Source organism: Cognatundibacterium aquatile, assembly GCF_014699135.1.
In the GTDB taxonomy this organism is placed as follows: Bacteria; Pseudomonadota; Gammaproteobacteria; order Burkholderiales; family Burkholderiaceae_D; genus Undibacterium; species Undibacterium aquatile.
Genome location: NZ_JACOFT010000002.1, coordinates 862,954 through 883,663, shown reverse-complemented (window position 1 = coordinate 883,663; position 20,710 = coordinate 862,954). Strand labels below are relative to the sequence as shown.

Annotated in this window: 19 protein-coding genes; 8 read left to right on the top strand and 11 right to left on the bottom strand. The window is 51.8% G+C overall.

Going from position 1 to position 20,710, the window contains the following annotated elements:
• Positions 1-8 precede the first annotated feature (8 nt).
• Together H8K26_RS08455 and H8K26_RS08450 are read right to left on the bottom strand one after the other, a co-directional pair.
• The gene (locus tag H8K26_RS08455) at positions 9-818 is read right to left on the bottom strand and encodes a hypothetical protein (protein WP_190478723.1); all 810 of its coding nucleotides are present in this window, start codon (positions 816-818) and stop codon (positions 9-11) included.
• Positions 815-1,402 (bottom strand): Pvc16 family protein, encoded by a 588-nt coding sequence (locus H8K26_RS08450; protein WP_186883734.1) that lies wholly within the window; start codon positions 1,400-1,402, stop codon positions 815-817. The genes H8K26_RS08455 and H8K26_RS08450 overlap by 4 nt, the downstream gene beginning before the upstream one ends.
• A gap of 503 nt (positions 1,403-1,905) precedes the next feature.
• On the opposite strand from H8K26_RS08450, the gene leuE reads away from it, so the two are divergent.
• Together leuE and H8K26_RS08440 are read left to right on the top strand one after the other, a co-directional pair.
• The gene (gene leuE, locus H8K26_RS08445; RefSeq protein ID WP_190478722.1) at positions 1,906-2,571 is read left to right on the top strand and encodes a leucine efflux protein LeuE; all 666 of its coding nucleotides are present in this window, start codon (positions 1,906-1,908) and stop codon (positions 2,569-2,571) included.
• 155 nt (positions 2,572-2,726) lie between these two features.
• Positions 2,727-3,671: a prenyltransferase gene (locus H8K26_RS08440; RefSeq protein ID WP_190478720.1), complete on the top strand. Its 945-nt coding sequence runs from the start codon at positions 2,727-2,729 to the stop codon at positions 3,669-3,671.
• 45 nt (positions 3,672-3,716) lie between these two features.
• Here the strand turns inward: H8K26_RS08440 and H8K26_RS08435 are convergent, their stop codons facing one another.
• Complete coding sequence (locus tag H8K26_RS08435) at positions 3,717-4,340, bottom strand: lipocalin family protein (RefSeq protein WP_223826898.1); 624 nt, start codon at positions 4,338-4,340, stop codon at positions 3,717-3,719.
• 372 nt (positions 4,341-4,712) lie between these two features.
• Between H8K26_RS08435 and H8K26_RS08430 the strand changes: the two genes are divergently transcribed.
• From H8K26_RS08430 to H8K26_RS08420, 3 genes are all read left to right on the top strand, one after another.
• Positions 4,713-5,600 carry a hypothetical protein gene (locus tag H8K26_RS08430; protein WP_223826897.1) on the top strand — a complete coding sequence of 296 codons (888 nt, stop codon included), beginning with the start codon at positions 4,713-4,715 and terminating at the stop codon, positions 5,598-5,600.
• Between the two features lie 2 nt (positions 5,601-5,602).
• Positions 5,603-6,934, top strand: coding sequence for a choice-of-anchor X domain-containing protein (locus tag H8K26_RS08425; RefSeq protein ID WP_190478718.1), 1,332 nt, complete (start codon positions 5,603-5,605; stop codon positions 6,932-6,934).
• A 169-nt stretch (positions 6,935-7,103) separates the two neighbouring features.
• Positions 7,104-7,856 carry an SDR family NAD(P)-dependent oxidoreductase gene (locus H8K26_RS08420; RefSeq protein ID WP_190478716.1) on the top strand — a complete coding sequence of 251 codons (753 nt, stop codon included), beginning with the start codon at positions 7,104-7,106 and terminating at the stop codon, positions 7,854-7,856.
• Positions 7,857-8,083: 227 nt separating this feature from the next.
• On the opposite strand, the gene phnE is transcribed toward H8K26_RS08420, so the two are convergent.
• The 8 genes from phnE to prpR form a co-directional block, all read right to left on the bottom strand.
• Positions 8,084-8,905: a phosphonate ABC transporter, permease protein PhnE gene (phnE, locus tag H8K26_RS08415; protein ID WP_190478864.1), complete on the bottom strand. Its 822-nt coding sequence runs from the start codon at positions 8,903-8,905 to the stop codon at positions 8,084-8,086.
• Entirely contained in the window at positions 8,905-9,768 is an 864-nt protein-coding gene (locus H8K26_RS08410; RefSeq protein WP_223826896.1) for a PhnE/PtxC family ABC transporter permease, read from the bottom strand. Before H8K26_RS08410 ends, phnE begins: the two co-directional genes overlap by 1 nt.
• A gap of 14 nt (positions 9,769-9,782) precedes the next feature.
• Positions 9,783-10,682 carry a phosphonate ABC transporter ATP-binding protein gene (locus tag H8K26_RS08405; RefSeq protein WP_190478714.1) on the bottom strand — a complete coding sequence of 300 codons (900 nt, stop codon included), beginning with the start codon at positions 10,680-10,682 and terminating at the stop codon, positions 9,783-9,785.
• The gene (locus H8K26_RS08400) at positions 10,682-11,590 is read right to left on the bottom strand and encodes a putative selenate ABC transporter substrate-binding protein (RefSeq protein ID WP_190478712.1); all 909 of its coding nucleotides are present in this window, start codon (positions 11,588-11,590) and stop codon (positions 10,682-10,684) included. Before H8K26_RS08400 ends, H8K26_RS08405 begins: the two co-directional genes overlap by 1 nt.
• A 137-nt stretch (positions 11,591-11,727) precedes the next feature.
• A complete protein-coding gene (locus tag H8K26_RS08395) occupies positions 11,728-12,747 on the bottom strand; it encodes a GGDEF domain-containing protein (RefSeq protein ID WP_190478710.1) in 1,020 nt (339 codons plus the stop codon).
• Positions 12,747-13,358: a chemotaxis protein CheX gene (locus tag H8K26_RS08390; protein WP_186898459.1), complete on the bottom strand. Its 612-nt coding sequence runs from the start codon at positions 13,356-13,358 to the stop codon at positions 12,747-12,749. Before H8K26_RS08390 ends, H8K26_RS08395 begins: the two co-directional genes overlap by 1 nt.
• Positions 13,358-13,720 (bottom strand): response regulator transcription factor, encoded by a 363-nt coding sequence (locus H8K26_RS08385; protein WP_186883725.1) that lies wholly within the window; start codon positions 13,718-13,720, stop codon positions 13,358-13,360. The genes H8K26_RS08390 and H8K26_RS08385 overlap by 1 nt, the downstream gene beginning before the upstream one ends.
• 53 nt (positions 13,721-13,773) lie before the next feature.
• Positions 13,774-15,459, bottom strand: a complete 1,686-nt coding sequence (gene prpR, locus H8K26_RS08380) for a propionate catabolism operon regulatory protein PrpR (RefSeq protein WP_190478708.1) — start codon at positions 15,457-15,459, stop codon at positions 13,774-13,776.
• Positions 15,460-15,678: 219 nt separating this feature from the next.
• Between prpR and prpB the strand changes: the two genes are divergently transcribed.
• The 3 genes from prpB to acnD all read left to right on the top strand — a co-directional run bounded on the left by prpB (position 15,679) and on the right by acnD (position 20,592).
• A complete protein-coding gene (prpB, locus tag H8K26_RS08375; protein ID WP_186883795.1) occupies positions 15,679-16,569 on the top strand; it encodes a methylisocitrate lyase in 891 nt (296 codons plus the stop codon).
• A gap of 150 nt (positions 16,570-16,719) precedes the next feature.
• Entirely contained in the window at positions 16,720-17,868 is a 1,149-nt protein-coding gene (gene prpC, locus H8K26_RS08370; RefSeq protein WP_186883723.1) for a bifunctional 2-methylcitrate synthase/citrate synthase, read from the top strand.
• Positions 17,869-18,000: 132 nt separating this feature from the next.
• Positions 18,001-20,592, top strand: a complete 2,592-nt coding sequence (acnD, locus tag H8K26_RS08365) for a Fe/S-dependent 2-methylisocitrate dehydratase AcnD (protein WP_190478706.1) — start codon at positions 18,001-18,003, stop codon at positions 20,590-20,592.
• Positions 20,593-20,710 lie beyond the last annotated feature (118 nt).

Genomic DNA, 20,710 nt, shown 5'->3' with positions numbered 1-20,710 from the left:
TTTGAAAATTATTGATGAATATAAATTTCCGCAACGACGAATGAATGCCCGTCGGGACGTCTTTCTTTGCCAATATGCTGCACGTTGGCATTTGGTAATCGCTTCATTAATACTTTTCCTGTGACACCCTCTTCACACAGTTGAAAACGTTGTGACGGAATGCTTCTCATCGGCAGTGCCGCTTCAGAAACGAAGGCAACACTGGTCTTGCTAACTACCTGAGACGAAGGGATGAAGCGTATACCTTCGTCTTCATTGCTACTGTTTAAATCAATGATTTTTAATTTGCGCGATGCCAGAGCGCCGGAAAAAAAATATTTCCAATATATGGGGCGCGCTTCCAGCTGAATCCCGAACTCTCTTGCAGCAATTTTTTTCGTATTTACCGGAAAGTCATCCGTTATCGAAGCTAGAAACAGAGGTTCTTTCGTGCTGACATAAGCGCTCTTTTTTGCGGCATTTTCGTTGACCATTTCTTCTGCATGCAGCAGTTCGTTCACACTGTCAGCCGTTGCTGCGGAATTTTTGAAGCAGAGCGGTAGCGGCATTGGCCAGCGCGTGTAGAAATTCATTAATGGGTCGTCAGAAAAGACGGCAAAGCAGAAGTTCCATTTTTCAGAGCTTGTGACTTGATTTTCAATGTCGCTGGTTTCGAGCCAGATCTCTACGCTATCAGGGCTTTTCCGCAGCAAGATATTTTCCCGTTGCATGAAAAGGGCGCATTCCTTCGTTGGCTCAAAACGGATATGTGTACCAGCTCCCTGATCGAAAAAATCATGCTGTACGTAAATCGTAAATAAGCGTTGATATTCGCTCACGATTGCATGCCCACTTCAAATGAGTGCTGCGTTTTTGTAATGACCGGTACCTGACCGATGATGGCCTCGCTCTCGACGGTAATCATGCGGACTTTGTAAAAAACCGACGGCAGGTAGCGCCCGCCTAGCAGACTCCACAAATTATTCAAATCAGGAATTTTTAAATTTTCTATATCCAGTATCAGCTTTTCGATACGCGGATCGAGACCCGGGCTGTTTTTATGATCGAATGAGGCTTGTTGCTGGAAAAAGCTGATTGCCTGAGAAATAGATTTAAGTGCTTCAGCGTAATTGCCTGCGCCGAAATTTGCCGCCATCATCACATATAAGTTCAGATATAAAGGGCTGCTTTGTACTACCTGGCGTTCATCTTGCGTGCGCGTTATCTGGTTCGCGCGATAAGGCAGGGTGTCTTTTTCAATATTAACCAGTGTCAGTACCAGTTTATTATTGGCTTGCGCTGCTGCGGTTCCATCTGTTTCAAAGAGATTTGATACAACAGCAATATCTTCTATCAGTTGAAAATTATTTTTGAACTGTTGATTCAGTTGTCCAGCGAGGTGACTTAATGCGGCGTTAATCATCTGCGACTCCGCAGCAGATAACAGAGAAATAAACAAATGTTAAACGGAACAAAATTCGTAACATGATTGTGTTTTTTCTCTGAGTTCACGCGGACACTGCTAACTTTTTATTATTCTTATTCGACTTAGTTTGAATTGTTTTTTAGTAAACGTTGCGTGATTATCTATATTTTTATTGTTAATTTCAATAGTGAAAAGAAAAACATTTTTGTTGATATTTTTAAATGTCTGGTAGAAACGCGTAACAATGAAGCGCAGCCTGAATGTGGGGCTGGTTTTTATCTGTTCAGATCGTGGAAAAGTGAGTCTTTTATATAAAAATGTGTTGCTTAAATGCACGTTGTCGCTTGCTATGTCCTGCAAATTTGATCCGGATACAGGTGTTTTATTTCTCCCTGATTTGTTCGCGCTGATTATTTTCATTTTTTCTTGTCTGGCGACGTACTTTGATCCGGCGCTGCTATGATGACGACCGTTCACCGTTCTTCACTTTGACATTTCAAATGAATGCATTGATTCACGCCAGCTTTGGCGTTTCTGATTTCTGGACTTTTCTGTTAGGGACAATCTTCATTGTTTTGCTTCCGGGGCCCAATTCCCTTTATGTACTGAGCGTCGCAGCGCAACGTGGCGTGCGTGCAGGGTATCGCGGTGCTTGTGGAATATTTGTCGGTGATCTGGTGTTGATGGTGCTGTCTGCCGGAGGGATGGCGGCGCTGCTGAAAAGTAATGCGGGTTTGTTTTATGCCGTGAAATATGTTGGCGCGGCTTACCTCGGCTGGATAGGTATTCAGATGTTGCTGCAATGCCTGAAAATGCTGAAAACGAGGCAGGTGGTGGTCGCAGCAAAGGTGCTTCCCATTCAGGCTGGTGACCCGTTTGCAAAAGCTTTGATCATCAGCCTGATGAATCCTAAGGCGATACTATTTTTCATCTCTTTTTTCATACAGTTTGTTGATCCTGAATTTCATGCGCCACTGTTGTCATATTGCCTTCTGGGGCTGATTTGTCAGTTGACCAGTTTTACGTATCTGACGTTGATTATTTTTGCCGGTGCCAGACTCGCGGAGTCTTTCCGTCAGCGCCGGCGGCTTTCTGCGCTCATGTCGTGCGGGGTCGGTGCGATGTTTATCGGTTTTGGCCTGAAGTTGGCGACGGCGACTCTTTAAGGCGCTTAGTGCTGATGTATAACAATCATTGTTGTCGTTGTTTGCCTCGGATGCAGTGCAAAATCATTGTTTCGCGTTGATTGTTTTTACTGCTTTCGTTTCAGCCTGGCGCTTGTAGGAAAACGCAGGCTGCACCGTGTTTATTCTGAGGACTTATGCCCGCTGTTGAACCCAATCTGAATAATATGGCCAATCCTGTGCTGCGCTATCTGATGGCAACGCGGCCAGCATTTCTGACAGTCACCTTGTTTGCAGGTTTCATTGGCCTCGCCAGCGCTTATGCCGATCGCGTGCCGATCGATTTGCTGACGGCGGGAATGAGCTTGTTGTTTGGTCTGGTGGCTCATGCCGGTATTAACGTCCTCAATGATTATTACGATGCCCTGAACGGCACTGATGACGCGAACAATGAGCGTATTTTCCCGTTTACCGGCGGTAGTCGCTTTATTCAGAACGGCGTCTTATCTCGTCGTGAAACCGCAATCTTCGGCGGCATACTGATGTTGCTTGTTGTCGTTGCCGGACTCTGGCTGATGTTGGTTTCTGACGCTGCGCTACTATGGATAGGGGCTGCCGGTTTATTCATAGGCTGGGCATATTCAGCACCGCCGTTCAAACTGAATAGCCGAGGGCTGGGGGAAATCGGCGTCTGGGCTGGGTTTGCACTGATTGCGATCGGGAGCGATGTTGTCCAGCGCGGTACATTCTCCGTCAAGCCGTTGATTGCGGTTGCCAGTTACGCATTGTTGGTCACAGATCTTTTGTTCATCAATCAGTTTCCGGATGAAAAGGCCGATGGCATTGCCGGTAAACGTCACTGGGTTGTACGTTTGGGGCATCACAAGGCTCGCTGGCTATATGCTGTCATCGCGGCGGCTGCATATCTCTGGCTCGCGGCAGCGGTGTGGGTCGGTGCTTTACCGCGACTTGCGTTGCTGGCGTTGGCTTCCACAGCGTTATCGTTACAGGCGGCCAGAACCCTGATTCAACATTCCGCGACGCCGTCGTCGCTGACACCGGCAATACAGCAGACCATCGCCGCGGCAGCTTTACATGGCTTACTTTTGTCTATTGGTATCGCCGCCGCAGTCGTGTTCTGATCAGGCGTACTGATCTCCAAAAAAAGCATGAAGGAAATGTTGTATTTACTTTTCAGATTGCTGCGGGCTGACCTGAAAATCTTGTCGGCGGTAGCCAAGTGATTCGGCTTTTTTCCATAACTGCTGTAGTGTTTCCTGATTCAGTGTCGGTGTGCGGGCAAGTATCCAGCCATATTTTCTGGATGGTTCTCCAACCAGTACCCATTGGTATCCGGGGTCCAGATCAAGTATCCAGTAATCGCCGTAAAAAGGCCGGAAAAAGCTGACACGCAATTTTGCGTTATTGCTGCCAGCGACCGGCTCGGCAACACCGATAGCCTCTTCCATACTGCGGTCTGCTTTACGACAACGATTGATCACGCGAATGCTGTCACCCTGTGGAACATATTCCGCCGTGGTATCGCTGACGCACATGGATTGAAAGCGATTGGGGATCAGGGCGATCTGATACCAGGTTCCCTGATAGCGTTGCAGCTTCACTTCACTGACAACGGGCAGCGGTGGATATGAGGCGCTGGTACATGCCGCCAGTTCCATGACCGATGTGATGACAAGCAGGTACTTCATCAACGCGCTTAATGGTTTCGCAGATTTCGCTGGTTTTAATGGTTTGTGCATGGTGATGGTCTGGTGATCGGTAAAAGAAAATGTCTGGAATCTGACTGGCATCTGCTGCGAGGCGGCGGTATTTTACTATTGTACGTAACCGACGTTTTTCGCGCTGACCGTTTAGCTTTCTGCTTTGCGAAGTGTTGTTTAGAGTCCGGTCTCTAATGTCCGGAATGAATTCCTTTCCTCATAGTGCTTTTATCTGTTTTGTCGCTGTCCCTGGCCTTGATCTGTACGATCAGATGAAGTTATTTTGTTGCATTGCAAGTTGACATCATCGACGTTGATTTCGATACTGCGCTGCGATCTTCCTGTCTGCATCATTGGTCTTTAGCTTATGCATTTATGCGAGGCGGACGGCTGGATTGTTTTTGTTTACTGATCTCTGTATTCCATGGTTTTTCATCCAGGCAGCACTCAACAAGGAGTTGAATGATGAAGTTAATGCGGATAATGATTACCCTGATGCTGTTGTCGCTGGCAGCGCTATCCAGCATCGCCAGTGCCACGAATTACACCTTGTGGATTAATGGTCGCGGCGGTGGCGGTGTGGCTGGCGACTACAACAGTTTTACCTACTGGGGACCTTCCTCCACCGCGGCCGGCGTGAATAAAAAAGCGGTCAACTGGGATGGCTACAACAGTATTTCATCGCAAAACAGCAAGATACGCGACGCGCTGGATTGTTTCTGTACCGGCAGTAACTGGTGTTATGTGGCGACGCACAGCGCTGGCGATCTGATGCTGGGCTATACGCTGGCAAACTATGGCGGCTCGACACGTACCAAGAAAAATGCCGTGGCCAATTCCTCCGGTCAGTGTGGTAACAGCGATGGCACGACACAGGTGGGTTGGAACATCAAGTGGGTCAGAACGGCGTCTGGCGCCGGTGGCGGCTCGGAACTATCTGATGTCGGCTCCTGGGCGGTATCAGAACCATTGGTGAAAGATCTGAAAACGACGACCGCCAGAGCGATGTACAACCATAATGAAACCCGTAACGTCTGGTTTTATATGTATGCCGGAGCCAAAGGCACAGTGTATTCCGGAATTCTGCCCGGACAGGATGACGAGGCCGTGGCTTATCACAGTACAGGTGGTGTGGCAGGTTCCGCCGGACAATCCTTATGCAATCCGAGTGACTGGCTATGCAATGACCTGACGCTGGGAACGGCGGCGAATGAGGGCGGTTCCGTCAAATGGAGTTATCACTCGGTCAGTTTCAGGGATGATGCGGAAGCCTACAATCACTACGCCAATAGTAACTGGCAAGGCATTATTTCTGTCGTGCGGGCGGCGATGGTAAGTAATGCGACGTAATAATGCTACGTAAGCCAGCATCCTCCGAACGCCCTCAGCACCGGCGAGGTAAGCCACCAGTCGATGGTGGTTCATCTTCCGGTGCTGGTGGGTTCAGTCGCTATAAATTCATCGCCATCATTGCTCTGCTGGTAGTGGTGGTGATGGCTGCTGGCTGGAACTGGTTTCCTGAAGCACCCGCCAGCCAGGTCGCCGCAGCGACAACAAAGAATGAACGTTTTCTGGCGATGCCCGCTGCTGCTGGCGCACAACCAGCAGCAGCGGTCTTACCGAAAGACGCACAACGCCAGCTGTTGGTCGCGCAACTGGAACAGGCCGATCAGGTACTTTGCAATTATGTTGAATCAACCCGTTACCCGAATAGCTCCCGCCCGCTGAGCGAACATCCGGATCAGGTTTACCCTAACCAACCGGTCGCAGAATCGCATCCCATGCGAAAAAAAGGTGGCGGTACGGACAAAGAAATTCAAATCCAGACGACGCAATCACGTGTTTATCTGGCGGCTGGCGAAGCCGCCATATTCACCATCAAAGCGACCGACACCAGCGGCAAGCCGCTCGCACTCAGTGTCGATAAAGCGATCGCCCGTGGCCTGGTGTATGCCGGTGGTCGCGAGACGTCGCCGGTGCCCGTGCCTATGTCTGACAGTGGCCGCGAGGGCGATGCGATTGCTGGTGATGGTATTTACAGCGGTATGCTGGCACCAGCCCAGACCGGGTTCGCCAGTTTCAACGGCACGATACGTACAGAATTAAATTATGTCGTGAATGGTCAGACCGGTTTCGTGTTTTTCGATGTGATTTATTCGTCGGAAACACCAGCTGTCTGGAGCGGCAATATCCGTGAATCGACCGAAGGTGGCTCACTCAGATTTATCCTGAAAGCCAACGTTAACACGCCGGGGCGTTACATCGTCAATGGCCGTGTCGATGATGCGAAAGGGAAGCCCTTTGCTCTGGTGACTTTTAACGACCTGCTGCCGCAGGGCAGTAATGATATTTCGCTGACAGTCGTTGGTAATCTGCTGCGCGACCAGCAACCGGCAATGCCGCTGACTTTGCGTGATGTTGACGCGTATTTGCTGAAAGAAAATACCGATCCTGACCGCGCGCTGATGCCGCGTCTGGAAGGCAGCGCCTATGTCAGCAAAACCTATCCGCTGAAGACGTTTTCGGATGCCGAATGGAGCAGCGAAGAGCGCAGCCGCTACATCACCGAATTCAGCAAGGATGTGGCGTTGGCCAAATCTGCGTTGCTGCAATTTGATCCTGAACAGGAGCGCAAACCTTTACCGCAGAGCGAATGCAGCAGAAATAAAAAGCCGAAAAACTAGGCATGCAGACGCAGCTGATTTATCGCCCGTCAAAACAGACCGCAGCGATGGTGGTATCGTGTGTTTTATTATCGGATTGCGGTCAGTTGCATGCGATCTGACATGATGCAGCCGTGCCCATTCAGCGACTTCAGCAAGGATGTGATCTTGCATTTTCAGGAGAACTATTATGCGTTTGAAAGATAAAAACATCATCATCACTGGTGGTGCCAGCGGCATCGGTCTGGCAACGGCTGAGCGTTGTCTGCAAGAGGGCGCGAATGTGGTGATTTCTGATTTTCCGGGTGCGGCCCATGAACAACTGGCGCGTGATCTCGACGCGCGCTTCACGGCGCGCTGCCTGTTTATCGCGGCGGATGTCAGCTCGACCGCGCAAGCCGACGCATTGATTGCGGCGGCGGTTGCGGCACTCGGAAGTGTTGATGGTGTGTTCAATAATGCCGGCATCGGTGGCCTGAGCCCGGCGGATATCTACACCGATGAAGAGTTTCTGCGCGTGATCGATATCAACCTGATGGGCGTGTTCCGGATTGCCCGCGCTGCCTTGCATCAGATGTATCAGCAGGGCAGCGGCAGCATCGTTAATTGCGCATCGATACTCGGTGTGTTCGGTCAGAGCATGACGGCGGCCTATTCTGCGGCGAAAGGTGGCGTGGTTAACCTGACCCGCACGCTGGCGCTGGAATCGGCGGCAAAAGGCGTGCGGGTAAATGCTGTTGCGCCAGGTTATATCGACACGCCTTTGCTGTCGCTGCTTGACGATAATATGCGCAAAGCTTTAATCAGTCTGCATCCTGTCGGTCGCCTCGGGCGGCCTGAGGAGGTGGCGAATGCGGTCGTGTTTTTGCTGAGTGACGAAGCCAGTTTTGTGACCGGTGCCAATTTACTGGTCGATGGCGGTTTTACGGCGGGTAAATCCTGATCTGTCTAGCCTCTGCAAAAAGGCTGCCTTGTGCAGCCTTTTCTATTGTCCTTAGCGTATTTGAGCTGATTCCGGCTGGATTCCGGCTTCTTTACCCTAAAATATACTGGGGGGAGTATTTTTAAAGCCCCTTTATTTACAAGGAGAATAAGCAGTTTTCAGCACATACTCCCCATTTTTTAGAAAATCAGGGTTGTCCGCACGGGCGGATAATCATTCAGGCAGTATCAGCGCATCAGCCAGCGCCGTATCGCAAAGCTCAGCGCATCCACCAGCGCGACCAGTATCAGCATCGCGATAATGACAGTTGCCGCTGTCGGCATCTGAAACAGCGACAGATGATATTTCAGCATTTGCCCGAGCCCGCCTGCACCGACAACACCAAGAATGGCGGCGGCGCGGATATTGTTTTCCCAACGATACAAGGTGTATGACAGCATTTGCGGCAAACCTTGCGGCAAGGTCGCATACAGAAACGCATTGCCAGTGCTGACGCCGTTTGTACGCAGACTCGTTTCAGCATGTGGCGGCAGGTTTTCCAGAGTTTCGGCAAACAAGCGACCCAGTACACCGGTGGTATGCGCTGCCAGCGCAACCGTACCGGCAAAGGGCCCCAGCCCGGCGGCGATCAGCATGATAGACGCCCACACCAATTCGGGAATCGCCCGCAGGATATTCAACAGCAGTCGCGCAATTCGCATGGCGACACCGCCAAAACGACCGCTGGCAGGTAAGGCCATCAATAAGCCCAGCAAGGCGGCAATTAAGGTGCCGAGGGCGGACATTGCCAGTGTTTCCAGTGCCGCGAAAAATACCTTATGCAACAATCCGCTGCCGGTATCCGGCGGTGTGAAACCACGCAAGAATTCTGCCGAAGTACGAATCGCCTCTTCGCTCAGCAGCGCGCGCCAGTCGATTTGCAGACTGTAAAAACTGGCGACCACCAGCAGCAATAGCGTCAGCAACACCAGTGCCGTATTGCGACTGATAAGCGCCGGTGCTGGCGGTAATGCAAGCGGATCTGCCTGGTTGATAGACGACGGTTTCATCATTCCAGACCTTTGCGGAAAAACTGACTGAGCGCATCCGCCGCCGCAACCAGCAAGACGAACACGATCAGCATCGTCGATACTTCGGCACCCGCCAGCATTTTCATCGATTCATCCATACGCTGACCCAATCCACCTGCGCCGACGAAGCCCATCACGACCGAGCCGCGAATCGCGCATTCCCAGCGATAGACGGTGTACGACACTAATTCTGAGGCCGCATTCGGCAGCGTGCCGTATAAAAATGCCGCCAACCGCGAGCTGCCATTTTCGAGTAACACGCGGGTGGCCTGTGGTTCGCTGGCTTCGATGATTTCAGCATAAACTTTCCCCAGCATGCCGCAGTAGGTGAGAGCGATTGCCAGTACGCCAGCGGTGGGGCCGAGCCCGACGATGCGTACGAACAGCAAAGCCCAGACCAGCTCGGGAACACTGCGCAATAACACCAGTAGCCAGCGCACACTTTGTCGCAGCAAGCGCGCAACGAAATGCATGCGGCCAGTGCCGAGACGGGAAATCGATAACTGTTCATTCACCAGCAGTGTCATCGGGATCGCGGCGGCGATTGCCAGAGTGACGCCGGCCGTTGCCATCGCGACGGTTTGCCAGGTCGCTTCCAGCACGATCAGTAAAAATTCTTTGTCATGCGCCGGCGGGAAAAAATTGCCGAGGAAACGTCCGGTGGCACTCAGGCTTTGCGCATCGATCAGCGCCCAGGGGCGGAATTCGGTCAGCAGCAAAGTCGGCCAGAGCACGATCAGCGCCAGTACGGTCAGCGTGATGCGGCTGCGCCACGCGGGGTCACGCGGCATCTCTGCGGTGATTGCAGAAGAGAGGGAAGGTGAAGCAGGATTAGTGTGCATTGCCGCAGATGAGTTCAGAAACAACGGGCCTGACCGGTATGGACTTCGCCGGAAACGGAGGTGCTCCGGGCATTTGCATCTGTAGCCGTATTCTTGTCATCAGAATCAGCAAGCGACTGTACGTTCTTGTATAAATCCGCGATCATCTGGTCGCTGACATGCTTGCTGTCGAACAGAATTTTGCCATCACGTAAGCCGATAATGCGGCTGAAATGACTGCGCGCCAGCTCGACCTGATGCAGGCTACAGATCAGGCTTGCATTGCGTTGACGCGCCTCTTGCTGCAAGCTTGCCAGCGTTTGCTGTGCCAGCGTCGGGTCCAGTGCCGACAGCGGCTCATCCACCAGTAACAGCTGCGCATCGGACAGCAGCAAACGGGCAAGGCCACAGCGTTGGCGTTCGCCACCGGACAGTTGATCGACACGCGCATACAGCTTATGTTGCAGATGAAAACGCGCCAGAGCATCAAATGCCGCGCGGGGATCTGCAGGTCTGATCAGGCTACGTATGGCTTTTAGCAAAGACCAGTGCGGCAAACGCCCCGCCAGTACCGAAGTGACGACACGCTGACGGGCAGGCAGAGGCGGTGTTTGCGGCGCCAGAAATAACTGGCTGCGCAGTTGATGGCGTGCTGAGTGCGACAGTTGCCAGACGGGCCGTCCATTAAAAATCAATTCGCCTTGCGTTGGCTGACTGGCGCAGGCAAGGGTGTGCAGCAAAGTGGTTTTGCCAGCGCCGGACGGGCCGATGATGGCAATCTGCTCGCCTTGCTGTATCTGCAGGTTAATATCCTGCAGAGCAAACGATGCTGCTGGCTGTTGACGAAATAACTGCCTGCCACCGGACGCAGCAGTTTGCGGATGCCTGACGAACAAACTCCGCACGAGCACTTGCGGTTGCGGAGAACGCTCCATTATTTCAATAAACCGGCATTGTGAGCGGCTGCTTCAATTGCCTTGTAGTTTTCTGCTTTGGTTGGAATAAAACGGCTGGCGCGTTGCAGTTCCAGGATTTCTTTATCTTCAGCTTTGCTGGCATCCAGAGACAGGAATGCATCCGTGATTTTCTTGCGCAGTTCGGCTGGCATATCGGCGCGGACTGTCCAGTTGTAATCGAAGTAGCCGGGCGTTGTGTAAAACACGCGTACCTGTTTGGTATCGACTTTGTTCTGCGCTACCAGTTTGTCCCAGACCGAGATATTTAATGCACCAGCATCAACCTTGCCGCCGGAAACCGCGGCGACAGTCGCATCGTGCGCACCCGAAAACGCAATGCGCTTCAGATCGGTATCTGGATTGATTTTTGCCGCCAGCAAATAAGAACGCGGCATCAGATGACCGGAAGTCGACGATTCGGAACCGAAAGTGAAAGTCTTTCCTTTCAGGTCTTCCAGCTTGTGTATGTCTTTGTTGGTGGTGATGAAAACGGACTTGAATTTTTCATCCTCTTCACGTTGCACCAGCGGGATCACCTGATCTTTACTGCGTACTTTGGCTTGCACGAAAGTGAAGCCGCCAAACCAGACCATATCCAGTTTTTTATTGATCAGGCCTTCAACTGATGCCGCGTAATCGGTCACTGGAATGAATTCCACTTTCATGCCGGTTTTCTTTTCCAGATACGCGCCCAGAGGTTTGAATTTACGTTGCAATTCGGTTGGTGCTTCATCCGGAATCGCCGACACACGCAATACTTGCTGAGCTTGCGACTGCGCGATGCTGACCCCGCTGAAACCGAGCAGTCCCAGTAAACCGGCTGCGAGCAAAGCTGTACTGCGACGGCGCGAAGGGCGGGAAATATGTAAGGAATGAGTTGGCAACATGATTCTCTCTGTGTCGGTTGATTTGAGGATGGTAAGGATGATAGCCAGGCTGTCATTGCGCTTGCCGCTGGTTGCTTATTTAGTGCTTGTTTAGCTTTTTGATGACTTGACGATGCTTACTGCCGGACTAAAGAATCTTATGCCGCACTGTTTTTGCTCTGCGCTTGTTTCGTATTGTCAGCCGTTTGGGGTAACTGCGGCAGTTTCAGAAAAATTGCTTTGTTCCGGCCATTGTTTTTGGCGGCATACAGAGCAGCATCGGCTGTCTTCAGTAACAGCGCGGGATCGCTGCCATCTGCATTGCAATAGCAGCTGTAACCGATACTGATACTGACGTGCTCGCTGATCGGCGATTTCTCATGCCGGATCGCCAGATTGGCCACGGCGGCTCTGATTTTTTCGGCAAACTGTATGGCGCCTTCTTTGCTCATGTCCGGCATGATGACGATAAATTCTTCACCGCCAAAGCGCGCAATCGCATCACTGGCTCTGACCAACTGGCTTTTGAGTCCGGTTGCGACCTGTACCAAGGCTTTATCACCTGCGACATGACCATAGTGATCGTTGTAATCTTTAAAGAAATCAATATCGATCATGAAGACGGCCAGCGGGTTGTTCTGACGAATCGCATTTGCCAGCGCGATTTTGTAATGTTCGTCAAAAAAACGACGGTTGTAGATGCCGGTCAGGCTGTCGGTAGTGGCTTCTTTTTTGAGTATCTCAGAATGGGTACGCAGAATTTTTTCGCGTTTGATCGAGGCACTGGAATCAGAAATCTGTATCAGACACCAGCGCTCACCTTCGACGCTGAGCGGTGTCAGGGTGATGGACTGGTGCAGACGCTTTTTCTCTCCGGCTTCGTCGGCTTGCTCGAACAAGGCTAGCGGGAAACGGTGCAGGGCGTTTGATAACACGACCGGTAAGCCGTAATTCAGCGTGTTGCCGAGTGCAGTTAAAAAAGCACGTGTCGGCGCGTCTTCAAACGCCGCATTGATATGCAGCCCTTGCGCTTCGTCGGCACTGATGCCGCTGTGTTTTTCAACCCAGCCATTCCAGAGAACAACGTGTTGTTTTGCATTAACGACGATCAAACCCAAATTGATGGTCTTTAAAATTTCCACTGTTGCTGAGGGCGACAGCGGTAATACATCCGACATCAAATTTCTCCCAGATATCGTTCTATCTGAATGATCAGACTTTCAAGGGAAGTTGAACTTAACAAAAAGATCAAGTGGCCCTCGGAACGGCGTTTTTCGATCGCCAGATCAATGTGCAACAGTAAGACGTAAGGCTGTTTTTCGTCATCACTGACACGCCGGAATATTTCTTCGGTGGTGGCGACGGTGTAGTCAGGCAGTGAGCAGTCGAGCGGGATGTTGAGCATATCCGCCATGGCAGACAGGCAGGCATTCAGGATGATGTTGCCGAGTTCGCACATTGCTTCCTGCTCAAATTCGGCGAGGTCTTCCAGACTGATCTGCGAGCCCATCATATCGCGCACGATTTCGAGCGCATGTTCTTCTGTGAATAACAACAAGGCTTCAGCCTGAAACGAACCGCTGAAGGTCTGGTGCACAGTGCCAAAGCGATTGCTCTCAAGCGAGATGGCAGATAAATCCAGATCAGAAGATTTGCGGATTTCTACCGAAGGAACAGACAGCAGAACTTCGTCGCCAACGATTTCAGACAGGCTGGCCGCTGCTCTGCCGGCGCCGACATTGAAGACTTCGCTTAGTGCGTCGAGATGAAGTTCGCTCAGAGTGTTCATTATTCGCTCATGAAGTGATGGACAACGATCGCAATGGATTTTTCTGTGACTGGTTTTGCTACAAAAATAGCGCCGAGTGCATGCGCCCGTGTTTGCATAGTGTCTTGCACGTTCGCCGAGAAAATGGCGATACGCATGTGGGGATGGGCTTGCAATATCTGTTCTGCTGCATCGGTTCCCAGCATGCCTGGCATATTGATGTCCATGGTACAGAAATCCGGCGCGTGTTGCTCTACCATTTTGATTGCTTCCTCGCCTGAGGCTGCTTCGATAAATTCCCAGTCAGGCTGAACTGCTTTCACGTGGGCGCGGATAACCATGCGCGAGACTTTACTATCATCAACAATAAGTAATTTTTTCATATTTCACCGTTGCAATTCGGCAGTGAGGGGGATATCGGAAATTGGGGCTCATTTTACCTTACAGACTGATGATTTTCATCGCCTGATTTGTCGTTAATTTGTAGTTGCTTTAATTTTCGCCAAAGCGTTGTCCTGCTGATGCCAAGATGGGCGGCAACGGCGTCCCGCTGATAACCGAAACGCTGCATGATTTCTTCCAGCGTTTCCTGGTAGGCAGCCTGCATACCCGCTAACTGCTCTTCTACCTGAGGGATCTGATGGATGACTTTTGTCGTTTCGTTCGTCGTGATTCTGTCTGATAATTCCGGCAAGATTTTGCTGACAAACGCCGGACTCAGCGCCTGCAAGGGCTCTGCGGCGAGAAATAGTGCCAGTCTTTCCATCATGTTGCGCATTTCTCTGACGTTGCCGGGCCATCGGTAAGTTTCAAATAAGCTGGTGCAACTGCTGATTTCCGCATGCAGATTCGGATGAGGGCGGGCGCCCATCGCCGCCAGTGCATGTTTCAGACTCCATTCGGCCAGAGGCATGATGTCGGCGTGTCGCTCGCGCAGCGGTGGCAATTGCAGACGCAACACCGCAAGCCGGTAAAACAGGTCTGAGCGGAATTTTCCTTCTCTGATTCTGGCTTCCAGATCGCAATGCGTGGCGCTGATGATGCGCACATCAACCGCGACCGGCCGCACGCCGCCGACCCTGACGATTTCGCGCTCTTCCAGAACGCGCAGCAGACGGGTTTGCAGGTTCAGCGGCATTTCGCCGATTTCATCCAGAAATAAGGTGCCGCGATTGGCGGCTTCGAATAAGCCCGCATGACCGCCACGACGCGCACCGGTAAATGCGCCTTCGTCATAACCGAATAATTCCGATTCCAGCAGCGATTCCGCAATCGCACCGCAATTGACAGCAACAAAAGGCTGCCGCGCCCGTGGGCTTTCACTATGAATGGCTTGTGCGGCCAGTTCTTTACCGGTGCCGGTTTCGCCCTGCAGTAACACCGTAGCGGGCGAACGTGCAAATAAGCTGATCGCGCGGCGGGTATTTTCCATGATTGCCGACTCACCGCGCAGGTCATTGATCCCGTGTTTGGTGCGTAAGGCGTCTGCGGCCGGATGATGGCGACCGCGTTGTGATTCCAGGCGTGTCAGCCGGGCGATTTCGAGTGCATCGTCAAATGCCTGACGAATTGAGGTGGCCGAGTACATAAAAATACCGGTCAGACCCGCCTCGACGGCCAGATCGGTAATCAGCCCGGCACCGACGATCGCCTGAATGCCGCTGGCCTTGAGTTCGCTGATTTGCGCTCTGGCATCTTCTTCGGTGACGTAGGTGCGTTGTTCTATTTTGAAGCCAAACGTATTTTTAAAATCAGCCAGTTCGGGCATGGTTTCCTGATAGGTGATCAGACCAATTTCCTTGGATACCTTGCGGGCCCGCGCCAGCGCCTGCATGACGTCAAAGCCGCTGGCCTTAGCGGTGACAACAGGAATCGGCAGGCGGCTTTTCAGATACGCGGCATTCGAACCGGCGGCAACGACCGCATCGCAGCGCTCGATTTGCAGGCGTTCGCGGATGTGTTGTACCGCTTCCTCAAAACCCATATTGAGCGGAACGATATCGGCATTCGCATCGTATTCCACCATGATGTCGCGGAACATATCGAATAGGCGGGAAATCGATACCGTCCAGATCACGGGTTTGTCTTGTGTTTCGCGCGACGGCAATGGTGGTTGTTTCATATTTGTTTCAATCCTGAAAAACGTGTTTCATTTTTCGTTTTATGAAACATCATTATGAAACATTTCATACTGAATGTGCAATTGATTATTCTTAATCTGCGCTGTTTAAGTCCTTGATTTTTAACATTCCCGGTCTAAGCTGTTGCGATGCCGGCTGGTGCTGGCATGTTGATTGCAATAGACGCTGGCAACTTCATTAACCTGAAAGACATCAACGATATGAGCAACTACTCCGCAGGTGCCGCCTTCCGTAAGGCGATGCAAGAAGAATCCCCGTTACAAGTGGTCGGCGCGATCAACGCGAACCACGCTTTGCTGGCCAAGCGCGCTGGCTTCAAGGCTATTTATCTGTCCGGTGGCGGCGTCGCTGCCGGTTCTCTGGGTTTGCCTGATCTGGGTATTTCGAATCTGGATGACGTGCTGACCGATGTGCGCCGTATTACTGACGTGTGCGATCTGCCGTTGTTGGTCGATGTGGATACCGGTTTCGGTTCATCTGCGTTCAACGTGGCACGGACCGTGAAATCGATGATCAAATTCGGCGCTGCGGCGATGCATATTGAAGATCAGGTCGGCGCCAAGCGTTGCGGCCATCGTCCGAACAAAGAAATTGTCACCAAGCAGGAAATGGTTGATCGCATCAAAGCGGCAGTCGATGCGCGTACCGATGAAAATTTCGTGATTATGGCGCGTACCGATGCGCTCGCCGTCGAAGGTCTGGAAGCCGCGATTGATCGCGCTCAGGCTTGTGTTGAAGCCGGTGCCGACATGATTTTCCCGGAAGCGATTACCGAACTGGCGATGTACAAACAATTCGCTAATGCGGTCAAAGTACCTATCCTGGCCAACATCACAGAATTTGGTGCGACACCGTTATATACCGTCGAAGAACTGGCCGCAGTGGATGTCGGTCTGGTGTTGTATCCATTGTCCGCATTCCGCGCGATGAACAAAGCGGCAGAAAACGTGTACACCGCGATTCGCCGCGACGGTTCGCAAAAGAACGTGGTCGATACCATGCAAACCCGGATGGAATTGTACGAACGCATCAACTATCACGATTTCGAGCAAAAACTGGATGCCTTGTTTGCGCAGCAAAAGAACAAATAATTCCTTATTTTCTACCGGATTCCATTCATTTTAAAACCGTATAAAAACACATACCCCCCCTGTTTTTTTAAATAATTGCCTTATCCTCAGCAGACTCATTGGGCGTTAAAAAATACTGGGGGGAGTATCTAATTATCTCAGGAGAGCACCATGACCGAAGCAGTTCCTTTCAAACCAAAGAAATCCGTTGCCTTGTCCGGCGTGACTGCGGGTAATACCGCTTTGTGTACCGTGGGTAAAACCGGTAACGACCTGCATTACCGTGGTTACGATATTCTCGACGTGGCCGATGCCTGCGAGTTTGAAGAAATCGCCCATTTGCTGGTGCACGGTAAGTTGCCGACAGTCGCCGAACTGCACGCCTACAAAGCGAAACTGAAAGCATTGCGCGGCTTGCCTGCGAATGTGAAAGCAGCGCTCGAATGGCTGCCAGCATCGTCGCATCCTATGGACGTGATGCGTACCGGTGTTTCCGCACTGGGTTGCGTTTTGCCGGAAAAAGATGACCACAACACACCGGGCGCACGCGATATCGCTGATCGCCTGATGGCGTCGCTGGGCTCCATGCTGCTGTACTGGTATCACTACAGCCACAACGGCAAACGCATAGAAACCGAAACTGACGACGAATCGATCGGTGGCCATTTCCTGCATCTGCTGCACGGCCAGAAGCCCAGCAAGCTGTGGGAAAAAGCGATGCATACCTCACTGATTCTGTATGCGGAGCATGAATTCAATGCATCAACATTTACCGGTCGTGTCATCGCCGGTACCGGTTCCGATATGTATTCTGCGATCACTGGCGCAATCGGCGCATTGCGTGGTCCTAAGCATGGCGGCGCGAATGAAGTCGCGTTTGAAATTCAGAAACGCTACGACAATCCGGATGAAGCAGAAGCCGATATCAAAAAACGCGTTGAAAATAAAGAAGTCGTGATCGGCTTTGGTCACCCTGTCTACACGATCTCTGATCCACGTAACAAAGTGATCAAAGAAGTCGCGCGCAATCTGTCGAAAGATGCGGGTGCTATGAAGATGTACGACATTGCTGAACGTCTGGAAACAGTGATGTGGGACATCAAAAAAATGTTCCCGAATCTGGACTGGTTCTCTGCTGTGTCGTATCACATGATGGGCGTGCCAACAGCGATGTTCACACCATTGTTCGTGATCGCCCGCACATCCGGCTGGGCGGCACACATCATAGAACAGCGTATCGATAACAAGATCATTCGTCCTAGCGCAAATTATGTCGGTCCTGAGGACTTGAAATTTGTGCCGATCAAGAGCCGTAAATAATCTGTCATTTGTCTGAGGTGCTGATGCTGCTTACTCATGTGTAACAGCATCAGCGCATAAAAGAGGGCAAAGACGCAGCAAGAGATTGCCACGCGTTTCGCTCCCGGAACATCCATTCTTCCTGAATAAGCCATGAACACTGCAAACCGCAAACCACTCCCCGGCACCCAACTGGATTTTTTCGACGCCCGTGCGGCAGTCGAAGCGATTCAACCCGGCGCCTACGACAAACTGCCCTACACCTCACGCGTACTGGCTGAAAATCTGGTGCGTCGTTGCGACCCGGCAACCCTGACTGACTCTCTGAAACAGTTCATCGAACGCAAACGCGAACTCGATTTTCCGTGGTTTCCGGCGCGTGTGGTCTGTCACGATATTCTGGGTCAGACTGCGCTGGTTGATCTGGCGGGTTTGCGTGATGCGATTGCAGAGCAGGGCGGTGATCCGGCGCAAGTCAATCCGGTCGTACCTGTGCAACTGATCGTCGATCACTCGTTGGCAGTGGAATGCGGTGGTTTTGATCCTGACGCGTTCGCCAAAAACCGTGCGATTGAAGATCGTCGTAATGAAGACCGGTTTGACTTCATTAACTGGACAAAAAAAGCCTTCAAAAATGTCGATGTGATCCCACCGGGTAATGGCATCATGCACCAGATCAATCTGGAACGGATGTCGCCAGTGATTCATGCGAAAGATGGCGTGGCATTTCCTGATACGCTGGTCGGTACCGACAGCCACACGCCACACGTCGATGCGCTGGGCGTGATCGCGATCGGTGTTGGCGGTCTGGAAGCAGAAAACGTCATGCTGGGCCGCGCATCGTGGATGCGTTTGCCGGATATCATTGGCGTTGAACTCTCTGGCCGTCCACAGCCAGGCATCACCGCAACAGACGTAGTGCTGGCAATGACTGAATTCCTGCGCAAGCAAAAAGTGGTGGGCGCCTACCTAGAATTTTACGGCGCTGGCGCTGCTGCGCTGACGCTCGGTGATCGCGCGACGATTTCGAATATGGCTCCAGAATACGGTGCGACAGCAGCGATGTTCGCGATCGATCAGCAAACCATCGATTATCTGAAACTGACAGGCCGTAGCGATGAGCAGGTGAAACTGGTCGAGACTTATGCGAAAGCCGCCGGTCTGTGGGCAAACAGTCTGATCAACGCTGAGTACGAACGTGTATTGACATTCGATTTGTCCAGCGTGGTGCGCAATATGGCTGGTCCTTCGAATCCACATGCACGTGTTGCAACAGCCGATCTGGCTGCCAAAGGTATCGCTGCGCAATGGGATGATGTGCCAGGACAAATGCCGGATGGCGCTGTGATTATTGCCGCCATTACCAGCTGCACCAACACCAGCAATCCGCGTAATGTGATTGCCGCAGCACTGCTGGCACGTAACGCTAACCGACTCGGGCTGACCCGCAAACCGTGGGTGAAATCATCACTGGCGCCAGGCTCCAAAGCGGTTACGTTGTATCTGGAAGAAGCTGGTTTGATGGACGATCTGGAAAGGCTGGGCTTCGGCGTGGTGGCCTATGCCTGCACGTCTTGCAACGGCATGTCCGGCGCGCTTGATCCTGTGATCCAGCAAGAAATTATAGATCGCGATTTATACGCGACTGCCGTGTTATCCGGTAACCGTAATTTCGATGGACGTATCCATCCGTATGCAAAGCAAGCATTCCTCGCTTCGCCACCGTTGGTCGTTGCGTATGCGATTGCCGGCACGATACGCTTTGATATCGAGAAGGATGTTTTGACTGTCGTTGATGGCAAAGAAATCCGTCTGAAAGATATCTGGCCTACCGATGAAGAAATTGATGCGATTGTGAAATCCAGCGTCAAGCCTGAAATGTTCCGTCAGGTGTACGAGCCTATGTTTGCGATTCAGGCCGACAACGGTGAGAAAGTCAGCCCGCTGTACGACTGGCGTCCACAAACGACGTATATCCGTCGCCCACCGTACTGGGAAGGCGCGCTCGCTGCGCCACGCACGATGACGGGTATGCGTCCTTTGGCGGTATTGGGCGACAATATCACGACAGATCATTTATCACCATCGAATGCGATCATGCTCGACAGTGCGGCGGGTGCTTACCTCGCCAAAATGGGTTTGCCGGAAGAAGACTTCAATTCCTACGCAACCCATCGCGGCGATCATCTGACAGCGCAGCGCGCGACCTTTGCGAATCCGACATTGAAGAATGAAATGGTGCAGGTCGATGGCAAAGTCAAAGCCGGTTCGCTGGCGCGTGTGGAGCCGGAAGGCAAAGTGACCCGCATGTGGGAAGCGATTGAAACCTATATGGAGCGTAAGCAGCCGTTGATCATTATTGCTGGCGCGGATTATGGTCAGGGTTCATCACGTGACTGGGCCGCTAAAGGTGTGCGTCTGGCGGGTGTGGAAGCGATTGTGGCTGAAGGTTTCGAACGTATCCATCGTACGAATCTGGTCGGTATGGGCGTATTGCCTCTCGAATTCAAACCAGGCGTGAACCGCCTGACGCTGAATATCGATGGTAGCGAAACGTTTGATGTCGTTGGCGAACGCACACCACGCGCCATGCTGACGCTGATCATTCATCGTAAAAACGGTGAACGCGTCGAAGTGCCAGTCACCTGCCGCCTGGATACAGCAGAAGAAGTCTCGATTTATGAGGCCGGTGGCGTGTTACAGCGCTTTGCACAAGACTTTTTGGAATCGACGAAGAAAGTGTAATTGATGAAATAAGCCCTTCTCCCGCAAGCGGGAGAAGGGTTGGGATGAGGGCGATTGATCAATTGCAAATTTAAATAAGTACTTTATTTTGAGTTTACTGTGGATTTACTCCAGAGCT

Coding starts and splice junctions, on each gene's coding strand:
- H8K26_RS08450 (WP_186883734.1), bottom strand. CDS start 1,402: ATGATTAACGCCGCATTAAGTCACCTCGCTGGACAACTGAATCAACAG.
- leuE (WP_190478722.1), top strand. CDS start 1,906: ATGAATGCATTGATTCACGCCAGCTTTGGCGTTTCTGATTTCTGGACT.
- H8K26_RS08440 (WP_190478720.1), top strand. CDS start 2,727: ATGCCCGCTGTTGAACCCAATCTGAATAATATGGCCAATCCTGTGCTG.
- H8K26_RS08435 (WP_223826898.1), bottom strand. CDS start 4,340: ATGCCAGTCAGATTCCAGACATTTTCTTTTACCGATCACCAGACCATC.
- H8K26_RS08430 (WP_223826897.1), top strand. CDS start 4,713: ATGATGAAGTTAATGCGGATAATGATTACCCTGATGCTGTTGTCGCTG.
- H8K26_RS08425 (WP_190478718.1), top strand. CDS start 5,603: ATGCTACGTAAGCCAGCATCCTCCGAACGCCCTCAGCACCGGCGAGGT.
- H8K26_RS08420 (WP_190478716.1), top strand. CDS start 7,104: ATGCGTTTGAAAGATAAAAACATCATCATCACTGGTGGTGCCAGCGGC.
- phnE (WP_190478864.1), bottom strand. CDS start 8,905: ATGAAACCGTCGTCTATCAACCAGGCAGATCCGCTTGCATTACCGCCA.
- H8K26_RS08410 (WP_223826896.1), bottom strand. CDS start 9,768: ATGCACACTAATCCTGCTTCACCTTCCCTCTCTTCTGCAATCACCGCA.
- H8K26_RS08405 (WP_190478714.1), bottom strand. CDS start 10,682: ATGGAGCGTTCTCCGCAACCGCAAGTGCTCGTGCGGAGTTTGTTCGTC.
- H8K26_RS08400 (WP_190478712.1), bottom strand. CDS start 11,590: ATGTTGCCAACTCATTCCTTACATATTTCCCGCCCTTCGCGCCGTCGC.
- H8K26_RS08395 (WP_190478710.1), bottom strand. CDS start 12,747: ATGTCGGATGTATTACCGCTGTCGCCCTCAGCAACAGTGGAAATTTTA.
- H8K26_RS08390 (WP_186898459.1), bottom strand. CDS start 13,358: ATGAACACTCTGAGCGAACTTCATCTCGACGCACTAAGCGAAGTCTTC.
- H8K26_RS08385 (WP_186883725.1), bottom strand. CDS start 13,720: ATGAAAAAATTACTTATTGTTGATGATAGTAAAGTCTCGCGCATGGTT.
- prpR (WP_190478708.1), bottom strand. CDS start 15,459: ATGAAACAACCACCATTGCCGTCGCGCGAAACACAAGACAAACCCGTG.
- prpB (WP_186883795.1), top strand. CDS start 15,679: ATGAGCAACTACTCCGCAGGTGCCGCCTTCCGTAAGGCGATGCAAGAA.
- prpC (WP_186883723.1), top strand. CDS start 16,720: ATGACCGAAGCAGTTCCTTTCAAACCAAAGAAATCCGTTGCCTTGTCC.
- acnD (WP_190478706.1), top strand. CDS start 18,001: ATGAACACTGCAAACCGCAAACCACTCCCCGGCACCCAACTGGATTTT.